11 protein-coding genes and 2 pseudogenes are annotated in these 12,750 nt (G+C 68.1%); 7 read left to right on the forward strand and 6 right to left on the reverse strand.

All coding sequences use genetic code 11. The features are described from left to right. Nucleotides 1-21: 21 nt before the first annotated feature. Both AB0I53_RS22025 and AB0I53_RS22030 read left to right on the forward strand, forming a co-directional pair. Nucleotides 22-1,254 (forward strand): MFS transporter, encoded by a 1,233-nt coding sequence (locus AB0I53_RS22025; RefSeq protein WP_358605869.1) that lies wholly within the window; start codon nucleotides 22-24, stop codon nucleotides 1,252-1,254. Between the two features lie 22 nt (nucleotides 1,255-1,276). After that, nucleotides 1,277-1,534 carry a hypothetical protein gene (locus AB0I53_RS22030; RefSeq protein ID WP_358605872.1) on the forward strand — a complete coding sequence of 86 codons (258 nt, stop codon included), beginning with the start codon at nucleotides 1,277-1,279 and terminating at the stop codon, nucleotides 1,532-1,534. A 9-nt stretch (nucleotides 1,535-1,543) separates the two neighbouring features. On the opposite strand, the gene AB0I53_RS22035 is transcribed toward AB0I53_RS22030, so the two are convergent. Both AB0I53_RS22035 and AB0I53_RS22040 read right to left on the reverse strand, forming a co-directional pair. Continuing rightward, the gene (locus tag AB0I53_RS22035) at nucleotides 1,544-3,025 is read right to left on the reverse strand and encodes a hypothetical protein (RefSeq protein ID WP_358605874.1); all 1,482 of its coding nucleotides are present in this window, start codon (nucleotides 3,023-3,025) and stop codon (nucleotides 1,544-1,546) included. A 72-nt stretch (nucleotides 3,026-3,097) separates the two neighbouring features. Further along, nucleotides 3,098-3,313: a hypothetical protein gene (locus tag AB0I53_RS22040; protein WP_358605877.1), complete on the reverse strand. Its 216-nt coding sequence runs from the start codon at nucleotides 3,311-3,313 to the stop codon at nucleotides 3,098-3,100. On the opposite strand from AB0I53_RS22040, the gene AB0I53_RS22045 reads away from it, so the two are divergent. Together AB0I53_RS22045 and AB0I53_RS22050 are read left to right on the forward strand one after the other, a co-directional pair. Next, on the forward strand, nucleotides 3,299-3,601 hold the full coding sequence (locus AB0I53_RS22045; protein WP_358605880.1) for a hypothetical protein: 303 nt from the start codon (nucleotides 3,299-3,301) through the stop codon (nucleotides 3,599-3,601). The genes AB0I53_RS22040 and AB0I53_RS22045 overlap by 15 nt on opposite strands. Nucleotides 3,602-3,776: 175 nt before the next feature. Then, nucleotides 3,777-4,061 (forward strand): annotated as a pseudogene (locus AB0I53_RS22050) (transposase); the annotation flags it as partial. 142 nt (nucleotides 4,062-4,203) lie between these two features. Here the strand turns inward: AB0I53_RS22050 and AB0I53_RS22055 are convergent. The 4 genes from AB0I53_RS22055 to AB0I53_RS22070 are packed head-to-tail and all read right to left on the reverse strand — an operon-like array spanning nucleotide 4,204 to nucleotide 7,501. Then, nucleotides 4,204-4,554: a hypothetical protein gene (locus AB0I53_RS22055; protein WP_358605883.1), complete on the reverse strand. Its 351-nt coding sequence runs from the start codon at nucleotides 4,552-4,554 to the stop codon at nucleotides 4,204-4,206. Nucleotides 4,555-4,582: 28 nt separating this feature from the next. Then, entirely contained in the window at nucleotides 4,583-5,845 is a 1,263-nt protein-coding gene (locus tag AB0I53_RS22060) for a cytochrome P450 (protein ID WP_358605886.1), read from the reverse strand. Between the two features lie 37 nt (nucleotides 5,846-5,882). Next, a complete protein-coding gene (locus tag AB0I53_RS22065) occupies nucleotides 5,883-7,286 on the reverse strand; it encodes an FAD-dependent oxidoreductase (protein ID WP_358605888.1) in 1,404 nt (467 codons plus the stop codon). Next, entirely contained in the window at nucleotides 7,283-7,501 is a 219-nt protein-coding gene (locus AB0I53_RS22070; RefSeq protein WP_358605891.1) for a ferredoxin, read from the reverse strand. Before AB0I53_RS22070 ends, AB0I53_RS22065 begins: the two co-directional genes overlap by 4 nt. Before the next feature lie 446 nt (nucleotides 7,502-7,947). Here AB0I53_RS22070 and tkt point away from each other — a divergent pair, with 446 nt between their 5' ends. The 3 genes and pseudogenes from tkt (at nucleotide 7,948) to pgi (ending at nucleotide 12,741) form a co-directional block, all read left to right on the forward strand. Continuing rightward, nucleotides 7,948-9,996: a transketolase gene (gene tkt, locus AB0I53_RS22075; RefSeq protein ID WP_358605894.1), complete on the forward strand. Its 2,049-nt coding sequence runs from the start codon at nucleotides 7,948-7,950 to the stop codon at nucleotides 9,994-9,996. Between the two features lie 12 nt (nucleotides 9,997-10,008). Then, nucleotides 10,009-11,094, forward strand: coding sequence for a transaldolase (gene tal, locus AB0I53_RS22080; RefSeq protein WP_358605897.1), 1,086 nt, complete (start codon nucleotides 10,009-10,011; stop codon nucleotides 11,092-11,094). Between the two features lie 28 nt (nucleotides 11,095-11,122). Then, nucleotides 11,123-12,741: pseudogene (pgi, locus tag AB0I53_RS22085) on the forward strand (glucose-6-phosphate isomerase). The last annotated feature ends 9 nt before the right edge of the window (nucleotides 12,742-12,750 follow it).

The raw sequence follows: 12,750 nt of genomic DNA on the forward strand, positions 1-12,750 counted from the left end.
GTGACCACCCATGATCGATGAGTGGTCACAAAGACGATGCATTCCCAACAAGTGGATCGCCTCGCGCGTTGGCTGGTGGGCGGCGGCATCGTCGTGACCGCGCTGAGCCTGCGCTCCGCGGTCACCAGCCTGGGCGTGGTGCTCGACCAGGTGCGCGCGGCGCTGGCGATGAGCGCGACGCTGGCCGGGGTCGTCACCGCCCTGCCCGTGATCTGCTTCGCGGCGTTCGGCGCGCTGGCGCCGGCGCTGTCCCGCCGAATCGGGGAGGCTCAGCTGGTCCTCGGCGGGGTCGCGGTTATCGTCGTCGGCCTCGCCTGGCGGGCGGTCGCGGGCAGTTCGGCGAGCTTCGTGCTCGGCAGCACGCTCGCGCTGGCCGGCATCGCGGTCGCCAACATCATGATGCCGGTGCTGATCAAGCTGTACTTCCCGCACCGTGTCGGCCTGATGACCGGGGTCTACTCCATGGGCGCGGCCGCCAGCGTCGCGCTGCCCGCCGGGGCCACCGTCGGGATCGGTGAGGCGACCGGGTACGGCTGGCGGGGCGGCCTCGGGAGCTGGGCCGTCGTCGCGGCGGTCGCGTTGGTGCCGTGGCTTATCTTGCTCCGGCGGCGCCATGCACCGGCCGACGAGGAAACGGTCCCGCACCGGGTGCACCCGCCGACGGCCCTGCTCCGCAGCCCCACCGCGCTGGGCCTCGCCGCGTTCTTCGGACTCCAGGCGCTCAGCGCCTACGCCGTGATGGGATGGCTCCCGGCGATCCTCATCGGCGCCGGGATCGCGACGGACACCGCGGCCCTGATGCTGTCCGCGTCGGCCCTGGCGGCGATCCCCATCAGCCTGGTGCTTCCCCGGTTCGCCGCGAAGAGCCGCAGCCAGCGGCCCTACGTCGCCGGGATCGTTCTCGGTGGACTCGCCGGATATACCGGCCTGCTGCTCGCCCCGGCGGCGGCACCCTGGCTCTGGGTCGTGCTGCTGGCCTGCCTGCACGGCGCTTTCCCGCTCGCGATGACGCTCATTTCGCTGCGCACCCGCGAGGCGTCCACCGCCGCTCAGCTCTCCGGTTTCGCGCAGAGCGCCGGGTACGCGCTCGCCGCACTCGGCCCGCTGGCTATCGGTGCCCTCAACGACCTGACGAGCGGCTGGACCGCACCGCTGCTCCTGCTGATCGGCTGCCTGGTCGTCGAGCTGGTCGCCGGATTCGTCGCCGCGCGGCCCCGGCACGTCGACGACGAGATCGCGACCGCGGCCCGCTGAGCCGGGCTCCCGGGGTGGCAGGATGGGCCCGTTTATGCTCGACTTTCCCGATCTCCCGGTGCGCGCGGTGCTCGACGACGTCACCGACGCCTTGGCGCGGCGCGGCGGTCCTGGTAGCGCCGCACACGACGCGGTGGCCGAGGTGCGCAATCCCCAAGCCACAGCCCGAACCGGAACCCGAGTCCGACGTGGCCGACGTGGAGTCGGGGCTGCCGCTGGGCAGGTTTCCCGGCTGCCCAGCCGCTCTAGCACGCTCTTGGAGATCTGGTTGGCCCGCTGAGCATGCGACTCAGTCGGCGGACGTCGTCCCGGGGTCGTCCTCGTCTTCGGCCGCGTAATCGTCCTCGTCCTCGAACCTCTCGTTGATCTCCTCGATCGCGTGCCGCGCCGCCATCGCCAGGTGGCGGGGGCACAGCCAGGCGTCAGGTGCACTGACGTCGGCGGGCTCCGCGAACTCTGCCGGCGCGTAGAGGTGGTTGAGGTGCTGCTGCAGGTCCCGGCTCTCCGCGGGGTGCGCGTCGCCGTGGGCGCACTGATCTTCCGTCGGGTCAGCGTCCACTGTGGACAGTATGTCCCGGATGTCCTTCGCCACGCCGTAGGGCATTTCCACGATCTCGACGCACCACGTGGCGATCAGCAGTGGAACGGCTCGCTCAACCGGATCGGCGTCCGCCGCCAGTGCCGCGTACCGGCGGGCTGCCCACAGCCCTGCCTCCTGCACGTCGCGATGCTCGTCGAACTGGTTGTCCTCGATCAACGCGGTCAACGAGCCGATGTCGATTCTTCCGTCGGGGCGCAGGAATTCCTCGTCGAGGTGCGCGGTGTCCCGGCTGCCGAACAGCATCTCCCGCCCCTGCCGCAACTCGCTCAACGCCGTCTCGGCGAGGCGGCGGAGGAAGGCGGGGCACAGCCAGTTCCGCACCGGGAGCCGGTCCTCGTCGTGCCATGCCGCGAGGCACGCCCTGCCGCCCGGACTGCGCAGCCGGATGCCGTCCGCGGCTGTGCCTGCAGCGTCGAAGCCCGTTTCGGGGTGCTCGTCCGGTGCGTGGGCGCAGGTGCCGTCCCCGAGTTGGGGCAGCACCCCCTCCAGGCCCTCGATCATCTCGTCGAGCACGGACGAGGTCCGGATCCGGCCGGAGACCGCGTACCAGCAGCTGGCGTACATCGTCACGACGTAACCGGCCAGCACGCCGCGAGTCGGATGGCTGGGCAACGAGCCGGCCAGGTATTCCAAGGTCCAGCGCGGGTCGGCGTACGGGTAGTCGTTGAGGATGCCGTCCAGGTCCTTGATGTCCGACTCGTCGTCGCGGGGCAGGTCCTCGGGCAGCTCGTCCGCGGAGAACGGGGCGATCACGTCCGCGGTGATCCGGGCGAAACCGGCGACGTTGGCCGGGCACCACCACTCCTCGTCTGCCCGCAGCCGCTCCAGATCGCCGAGATCGGGGCCGTGGCGCCAGATGTCGTCGTCCTCCAGTTCGGCCACCACCTTCTCGTACGGGTGCCCGCGATGACCGCACGGCCGGTCCCGCAATGCCCGATCGGCGGCCAGCAGCGCGTCCACCGCGACGTCCGCGACACCGTCGCCGGGCCGCCAGGCGACGTACTCCGACATCGCCGCCAACCCGAAGGTCCACAGTGGAGCTTGTTTGCCACCGGGATCACCGGTCAGCAGGCGGGCGCACTCCAACACGAGTGAGTCCGCCTCGGCGCCATCGGAGTTCGCGTGGACGGAGCGCCAGGAGCCGATGCGTTCGGCCAGCTTGTTGATCACGCCAGGTGTGACGCCAGGCGAGGCGGGGAGGTTCCCTCCCAACGCCAGGCAGCTCCAGCTCGGCGGAGCGGCTCAGGTCGAGGCGGAGACGGTTTGGCGCCAATGCTCGGCCGCCTGGACCATGTCGCGGCCGAGATGCTGGAAGAACTGGCTCGTGGCGCTCAGCCGGGCCCCGGCCGGAGTCGTGCTTCCGAGTAGATCCGCTCCTCGCCGGGTCAGTTCCGCCCACATCGCCATCGACTGGACGCTGGCTGGCCACGCCTGGTACCAGACGTGTTCATCGATCACGTACCGTTCCCGTCGGTCGTCGCGTTCGCGTCCGACCAGGCCGCGCTGTTCGAGCCAGCCGATGGCCTTGGAGATGGACGCGGGGCTGACCTGGAGCCTGCACGACGACGCGACCCGAACATCGGCGTGGACGACCGGCGGATCGTGCTGGTGCCGGGCCGGACGTGGCGCTACGAGCAGGAGCGGTGCCCGCTGGGCGGGTGGGACCCGGTCCAGGATACCTTCGGCACCGAGTTGCTCGACGACCGGGTGCTGGTGTGCTCGGGGTGCGGGCTCGACGTCAGCTAACGCACACGTCGGGCCCCGGCCGGGGACGGGGCCCGATCACGTGAGATCCGGGATCAGACTGCGATCCCGGTGCTCGGTTTGTAGAGGGAGAGCAGTCGCACGGTGCTGGTCAGAGTGACCGAAGCCGCCACTGCCAGCACCATGTGCGTGATGGTGGTGAAGTTCCACAACCCGACTGCTGGAAACGGCGTTGAACGAGGAGATGACCGAGCACCTGGGGCACGCCAAGAATCAGGCCGACCCGGATCGGGACTCGTCGAATATCCGTAACGGGACGCGAACCAAGACGGTGGTCTCGGACGCGGTCGGTGAGGTCGAGATCGCGGTCCCGCGAGACCGTGAAGGCACGTTCGAGCCGCAGCTCGTGAAAAAGCGCCAGCGGCGCCTGGGTGACGTGGACGAGATCGTGTTGTCGCTGTACGCGAAGGGGCTCACCACGGGCGAGATTTCCGCGCACTTCGCCGATATTTAGCGGCGAAGTGCCCAGCGGTGTCCACAGTGGTCTCGTCGGGAGTGGAGTCCGAGGGATGGCATTCGCGACTGGAAAGGGGCATGGGAGTACTTCTGCGGGAAGGGAAAGCGGATGAACGTGGTGGGACGGGTCAGCGGTCTGTCATGCCCGGCTGCCCGCTGAGGAGCACTTCGGCTGCGGGGCGGAGCAGCCGGTTGGCTTCCGGATGGGATTCCAGGCCGATGACCAGCGCGATGCTGATGTGTGCGGCGTCGGCGGGGGACACCTCGGTCACCCAGGTCTCGGTGAACGCCTCGATCAGCAGTTGCCGCACCCGGGCGTTGAAAGCGGTGCCGATGTCGCCGAACAATCGGGCCTTGGCATCGAGCAGTTCGACGGCATGCGGGAAGTCACGGATCTTCGACGCCCCTGCTACGCAACCGGCCCGCGCGCTGACTGGCCGCAGGCCGTTGGCCGCGCGGCGTCTCAGTCGGTCTCCCACGCGAGCGGATCCTTTTGCGGAAGTCGGGTCAGTCGCGGATCCCGTCGATGTCGACCGGGATGTGGCGTGGGCCGCGGAAAATCTGGTTGTGGCGGTACGGCGGTGGGTCCTCGACGAGGCGCGGGTTCTGCACGCGGCGGACGAACTCGCCGACCGCGGCCTGGACCTCCAGCCGCGCGAGCGGAGCGCCGAAGCAGAAGTGGATGCCCTGGCTGTAACCGAGGTGCTGGTTGTCGGGGCGTTCGAGGTCGAGCTCATCGGGGTTGGTGAACCGTTCCGGGTCGCGGTTCGCCGAGCCGTACACCAGGAAGATCGGCGCACCCTTCGGGATGGTGGTGCCCGCGATCTCGATGTCTTCGAGGGCGGAGCGGGTGTGCCAGAACTGGACCGATGATTCGAAGCGCAGCAGCTCCTCGACCCCGGGCACGATCAGCTCGGGCCGGCGGCGCAGCTTCTCGAACGCGTCGGGGTGACGGAGCAGGGTGAGCACGCTGTGGGCGATCAGGTTGACCGTGGTTTCATGCCCTGCGAAGAGCAGCAGCACGGTATTGCTGACGAGCGTGCCCTGGGACATGTGCTCCTCCGGGCCGTCGTGGTGCACCATCGCCGAGAGCATGCCCGGGCCGGGCTGCTTGGCGTACTGGTCGAGCAGCCTGGTGATGTACTCCCCGAACTCCTGCACGGCTCGGTGGCCGTCCTCTTCCTTGCGCTGGGTTTCCTCGGAGGTGGACTCCGGGCCAAGGTCGAAACTGTCGAGGGCCGTCTGGATCCAGGCGTGGAAGCGCGGTTCGTCTTCCAGCGGCACGCCCAGGATCTTGCAGATCACGGTCACCGGCAGGGGATAGGCGAACTCGTCGACGACGTCGATCCGGGTCTTGCCCTTCATGTTGTCCAGGAGGCCGGCGACGATGCTGCGGATCTCGGGATCCAGGTCGGAGATCTGGTGGGGCGAATGGGGCGGGCCGTAGAAGTGTCGCAGCATCATGCTGCGGTTTCGATCGTGCTCGGGTGGGTCGGAGGTGATGATGTTCGGCTCCAGAATGGTCTCCGTGATCGTCTCGGCTCCCAGCTCCGCAGGGGGCGCTCCCGGAGCCGTCCCTGGGCGCTTCGTGGGATCCGAGCTGACCCGGTTGTCGTGGAGCAATGCGACGATCTCCCGGTAGGTGCTGACGACGTAGGTGCCGTTGGGCTGCCGCGCCACCGGGGTCTTCCTGAGCTCGGCGTAGAACGGGTACGGATTGGCGCGGTGTTCGTAGCGGAGGGCCTGCTGCCAGGGGGTTTTCTCGCTCATGGTGCTGTTCTCTTTCCGCTTGGTCCCGAGAGGCGCGTCAGCTACGTCGCGGCCGGAACTCGGCTCTGCGCTCACTCGGGTCGTGGCCGGTCAGGACGACGTCGGGTGTCGCCGTCGGGACACCGTGTTCCGGGAATTCAGCCGGTACCGGCTTCAGGTCGTCGGGTTGATCCCAGCCCGGCGGCGGGGGTGGGAACGGGGCCGATTGCTCGATCAGCCGCGCGTAGTGCTCCAGCCACTTGCCGTGGTTGAAGGTGACGGCGGCGACGATGCGGCCCCGATGGCCGTAGGCGGCGGCGAAGCGGCGCTCCTTGACCGACCCCTGCGTGAAGGCGATCTCGTCTCCGAAGGGCGGGACGCCGACGGATTTGATGTTGACGCCGAACTGGCCGGACCAGAAGCTTGGCAGCAACAGGTGCGGGTAGTAGTCGGGCTCGAGGTTCACCATGTTGTGGGCCGCGACCTCAGCGCCGAGGACGGCATTGTCCCAGTGCTCCATCGCGAGAAACTGGTACTCGTAGAGCACGTGGGGCGCGCGTGCCACGTCCCCGGCCACGTAGACGCTGTCGGTCACTACGCCGTTGATGTCGAAGGCGCGACCGCCGGCGTCGCAGCCGACGCCCCAGAAGCCAGCCGCCAGTCCGGAGCCCGCGAGCCATTCCACGTTGCGGATCGACCCCAGCGCGGCCAGCACCACGTCGGCCTCGATGGTCGTGTCGTCGGAGAGCTGAGCACGCCGTACGTGTCCGCTCGCGTCGCCTTCCAGCGACGACACGCCCACGCCGCAGCGCAGGTCCACGCCGTGGTCGTGATGCATCTGCGCGGCGATCTCGCCGATCACTCCGCCGAGCGGGCCGACCAGCGGCGCCGGGCCTCGCTCGGCGACGGTCACCGGAAGATCGAGTTCCCGGCAGACGGAGGCCACCTCCGAGCCGATGAACCCGGCGCCGATGACCAGCACCCGCGACGGCCGCGCGGCCAACGCCTGCTGCAGCCCGGCGGCGTCATCACGCGAGCGCACCGTGTGCACCCCTTCCAGGTCGGCCTCGGTCGGGTTGGGCCACTGCCGCGCGCGGGTGCCCGTGGCGATCAGCAACCGGTCGTACGCGACCTGCTCGCCGTTGGCCAGGTGCACGCGCTTGGCGGCCCGGTCCAACCCGGTGGCGGCCACCCCGAGCCGCCACTCCGCATCCACATCCCGCAGACGGGGCAGCTTGGTGTGGTCGGCCGGCACCCACCCTTTGAGCACCTGCTTGGACAGCGGGGGACGGTCGTAGGGCTCGTACGGCTCGTCCCCGATGATGGTCAAAGACCCGGTGAAGCCCTCCGCGCGCAAGGTTTCGGCGGCCCGCAGTCCTGCCAGTGAGGCACCGACGATGACAATCCTGGCGTTGGCCTTGAAGTCGCGCACCAGCTCCGCGAGCGGTGCCGCCATGGTCATGACGTCGCACCTCGCTCCGCACCGTCCAAGCGGTCCATCACGATCGCTTGCACCGGGCAGGCTGCAACGGCTCGCTGAACCTGCAGGCGCCGCGCGTCATCGGGGTTCGGCTCGTAGGTGAGCGCCTCCTCACCGGTCAATCTGAAGGTCTCGTGCGCCAGAAACACGCACTGTGCGTATGCCTGGCACCGATTCAGGTCCACGACGATCCGCATGGGCCGACTCCTTCCGTCCGCGCGTCCCGCCCCACGGCGGCCATCGAGCGGTCAACCAGATGCCTCAGCGGGGGAGCCCACCCGCAGTCGCGCGCCGAGCAGCCTCGCAAACGCGGCGCCCGCGCTGATTCGCTCCGGCGGAAACTCGGTTCCATGCCACGATCGATGGTTTTCGCAATTGATCAAAGGGTCTTAAGCCACAACCCGCCCGGTGATTCGGTCGTACAGCTGAAAAGTTGAGCGTGGGTGCGGGCAGTCCTACGCTCGTTCGAGAGATGGCCCACGTTCGGCCGAACATCCAAGAATCTGGCCTGCCAAGGCGGTTCTTTCCGAACAGGTGACCCGCCTCATCGCGTGGCCGTGGCTCCACTCGGCCCCTTCTTGGCCAGGATCGTCGACGCGGCACAGGCGTAAGCCTCCATCGGGAGCACGGAGGGGGCGTAGCGATGACCGATCTGGACACGCTGTCTGTGAACACGATTCGCGGTCTGTGCATGGATGCGATCCAGAAGGCGAATTCCGGGCACCCCGGGACTCCTATGGGCATGGCGCCTGTTGCATACGCGTTGTGGCAGCGGTTCTTGCGCTTCGATCCCGCCGATCCCATCTGGCCAAACCGCGACCGGTTCGTGCTCTCCGAGGGCCACGCCTCGGCCCTGCTCTGGTCGCTCCTGCACCTGACCGGCGTGCGCGCGGTCGATCCCGACTACGAGGTGTTGGGCCGCCCGGCGGTAGCCCTCGACGATCTGAAGTCCTTCCGGCAGCTCGATTCGCGCTGTCCCGGTCACCCCGAGTACCGGTGGACCAGTGGTGTCGAGACGACCACCGGCCCGCTCGGCCAGGGGGTCGCCACCTCCGTCGGGATGGCGATCGCCGGCCAGTGGCTGGCGGCGAGGTACAACCGCGAGGACTTCACGCTCTTCGACTTCGACGTGTACGCGCTCGCCGGGGACGGCTGCATGATGGAGGGCATCTCCTCCGAGGCCGCTTCGCTGGCCGGGCACTTGCAGCTGCCCAACCTGTGCTGGATCTACGATTCCAACCGGGTCACCATCGAGGGCCACACCGACATCACCTTCACCGAGGAGGTGGCCGCTCGCTTCCTGGCCTACGGCTGGAACGTGACCACCGTTGCGGATGCCAACGACCTCGATCAGATCAGCCGCGCCTTCCACACCTTCCAGGCCGAGACCGAGCGGCCGACCCTGGTGCTGGTACACAGTCACATCGGCTACGGCTCGCCGGTCGAGGATTCACCGAAAGCGCACGGAGCGCCGTTCGGACCGGAGGGGGTCAGAGCCACCAAGCGCGTCCTCGGAATTCCGCCGGACGCCGACTTCCACATTCCCGACGGTGTGCCCGACTGGTTCGCCCAGGGCATCGGTGCGCGGGGCGCCGAGTTGCGCACCGGCTGGGAGAAGACGTTCGACGCCTACCGCAACGCACATCCCGATCTCGCCGAGGAGCTGGAGCGGATCCAGCGTCGGGAGCTCCCGGACGGTTGGGACACCGCGCTGCCGACTTTCCCGGCCGATCCGTTGGGCTTGGCGACTCGCGATTCGTCGGGCCAGGTACTTAACGCCGTGGCCGAGGCGGTGCCGTGGGTCCTCGGCGGGTCCGCCGACTTGGCACCGTCGACCAAGACCCGGCTCACGTTCGGCGGAGCGGGCGATTTCCAGCCCGACGACCGGTCCGGGCGCAACCTGCACCTCGGCGTCCGGGAGCATGCGGCTGCCGCCGTCACCAACGGCATGGCGCTGTCGAAGCTCCGTCCGTACTGGTCCGGATTCCTGATCTTCTCCGACTACGCCAAGGCGGCCATCCGCCTCTCCGCGTTGATGGAGATCCCCACCGTCCACATCTTCACCCACGACTCCATCGGGGTCGGCGAGGACGGACCCACCCACCAGCCCGTCGAGCAGCTCGCCGGGCTGCGCGCAACACCCGGGCTGCTCGTCTTCCGCCCCGCCGACGCGAACGAGGTCGTCGAAACCTGGCGAGTGGTCACCGCCCTGCGCCGGGAGCCCGCAGCGCTGATCCTCTCCCGGCAGGCCCTTCCCACCTTCGATCGCAGTCGGCTCGGGGCGGCCGGCGGTGTCGCGCGGGGTGCCTACGTGCTGGCGGACGTGCCGTCGGGCGAGCCCGAGGTGATCCTGCTCGCCACCGGCTCCGAGGTGTCGCTGGCCTTGGCCGCGCATGACGAGCTCACCGCCCAGGGCATCGCGTGCCGGGTGGTGAGCATGCCGTGCTGGGAGCTGTTCGACCGCCAGCCACGGGAGTACCGCGATCAGGTGCTGCCGCCCGCGGTGACGGCCAGGGTCGCGGTGGAAAAGGCCTCGACGCTCGGCTGGGACCGGTATGTCGGTGCCGACGGGGCCATCATCGGCATGCACACCTTCGGTGCCTCCGCACCCCTCAAACAGCTGCTCACGAAGTTCGGATTCACCCCTGAGCGCGTCGCGCAGGTGGCACGCGAACTGGTGGCTCCTGGCTGAGGAGGCAATGACGTGAAAGCGACTCAAACCCTGCACGAGTTCGGGCAGAGCCTGTGGCTCGACAACATCACCCGCGACATGCTCGACTCCGGTCAGCTCCAGCACTACATCGACACCTACGCGGTCACCGGTCTGACCTCGAACCCCTCGATCTTCGACAAAGCCATCTCGTCCGGCTCGTACGATGCGGCCATCCGCGCCAAATCAGCGTCGGGACAGCCGGATGAGGAGCTCTTCTTCGAGCTGGCCATCGAGGACCTGCAGCGAGCGGCCGATTTCTTCCGGTCCATTCATGAGCGAACGGACGGTGTGGACGGCTGGGTGTCCCTGGAGGTTTCGCCGCTCCTGGCGTACGACACCGCACGGACCATCGAAGCGGCGAAGGCATTGCACGCCCGAGCGGGCCGGAGCAACCTGTTCATCAAGATTCCCGGTACCGCCCAAGGTCTCCCGGCCATTACCGAGTGCATTGCCTCGGGCGTACCGGTGAACGTCACGTTGTTGTTCTCGGCCGACCACTACCGTGCTGCCGCCGACGCGTACCTGGCGGGCGTCGAGCAACGCGTGGAGCGGGAGCTCGATCCGGCCGTGGGTTCGGTGGCGTCCGTTTTCATGTCCCGCTGGGATGCCGCTGTCAGCCGTGAAGTAGGGGAGGAGCTGAGGGACCGGCTCGGCCTCGCGGTCGGACAGGACACGTACCGGGCGTACCGCACCCTGATGAACTCGGACCGGGTGCAACGCCTGGAGAACGCTGGTGCACGCATGCAGCGACTGCTGTGGGCGAGTACCCGCACCAAGGATCCCGACGCGTCGGACACGCTGTACGTCCACGGACTCGCCGCGCCGTTCACGGTCAACACGATGCCCGACGAGACGCTCAAGGCCTTCTACGATCACGGCGAGGTCGACGAGCCTTTGCCCGTCGACGGCAACGGCTGCGACGCGACGCTAGCGCGGTTCGCCGACGCAGGCGTGGATGTCACAGCGCTCGCTGCGAAGCTCCAGAGCGACGGCGCGGCTTCTTTCGTCGCCTCCTGGAACGACCTTCTGGCCTGCATCTCCGCACAGCGGGAGGCCCTTGTTCGCCCTTCGCCCTGACCGAACCGACCGATCCGAGGGCCGAGAGATGTCCATCACGCCCCTCCGGCAACAGCCTTCGTGGAAGGCACTGGAACAACATCACGCCGAGATCGGAACCGTCCATCTGCGTGAGCTGTTCGCTCAGGATCCGGGCCGTGGTGAGAGCCTCTGCGCGGAGGCAGCCGGCCTGTACCTCGACTACTCCAAGAACCGCGTCACGGACGAGACGATGCGTCTGCTGTGCGAGCTGGCACGAGCGTGCGGAGTGGAAGAGCGCAGGGACTCGATGTTCCGCGGCGAGCACATCAACGTCTCGGAAGACCGCCCGGTGCTGCACGTGGCGCTGCGCATGCCGAAGGGGAGTTCGCTCGTTGTCGACGGCGTCGACGTCGTCGCCCAGGTCCATTCCGTCCTGGACCGCATGGCCGCGTTCGCCCAGCGCATCCGGTCGAGCGGCTGGAAGGGGCACACCGGAAAACCGATCAGGAACATCGTCAACGTCGGCATCGGTGGCTCCGACCTCGGGCCGGTAATGGCGTACGAGGCGCTGCGCAACTACACCCAGCGCGACCTGACATTCCGCTTCGTATCCAATGTGGATGCGACTGATTTCGTTGAGGCGACCCGCGATCTCTCCCCGGAGGAAACCCTCTTCATCATCTCCTCCAAGACCTTCGGCACGCTGGAGACCCTCACCAACGCCCGTTCGGCGCGCGACTGGGTGGTCAACGCCCTCGGCAGCGAGCAGGCCGTCGCGCGGCACTTCGTCGCGGTCTCGACCAACGCCCCGCGCGTAGCGGAATTCGGCATCGACACGGCGAACATGTTCGAGTTCTGGGACTGGGTGGGCGGTCGTTATTCGATGGACTCCGCCATCGGTCTTTCCACCATGATCGCCCTCGGACCCGAGCAGTTCCACGACATGCTGGCGGGTTTCCACGCCATGGACGAACACTTCCGCACGGCCCCGCTCGAGGCGAATCTGCCTGGGCTCATGGGACTGCTCACCGTCTGGTACGCCGAATTCTTCGGCGTCCAGACCGCCGGCATCATGCCCTACGAGCAGTACCTGCAGCGGTTCCCGGCCTACCTGCAGCAACTCACCATGGAGTCGAACGGCAAACACGTGACCCTGGAAGGAAAAGCGGTCGACTACGACACCGGACCCGTCTACTGGGGTGAGCCGGGCACCAATGGCCAGCACAGCTTCTACCAGCTCATTCACCAGGGGACCCGGCTGATACCGGTCGATCTGATCGGCTTCGGCAAGAGCCTCAACCCGCTCGGCGACCACCACGACACCCTGTCGTCCAACATGGCCGAGGCGCTCGCCTTGGCAAGACCGAGCAGGAAGTCCGGGCGGAAGGCACCCCGCCCGAGATCGTTCCGCACCGGGTGATGGAAGGCAACCGCCCCACCAATGTGCTACTCGGCGAGATCCTGACACCGCATCTGCTCGGCGCACTCGTCTCGCTCTACGAGCACAGCGTGTTCACCCAGGGGGTGATCTGGGACATCGACTCCTTCGACCAATGGGGGGTGGAGCTCGGCAAGGTACTCGCGGCGCGGATCATCCCGGAACTCACCTCCGACGTCGAACCGGAACTCGCCCACGACTCGTCGACCAACGCCCTCATCCGTCGCTACCGCGCCCTGAAACGCTAGGGACCCGGA

Source organism: Saccharopolyspora sp. NPDC050389 (genome assembly GCF_040655595.1).
Lineage (GTDB): Bacteria > Actinomycetota > Actinomycetes > Mycobacteriales > Pseudonocardiaceae > Saccharopolyspora.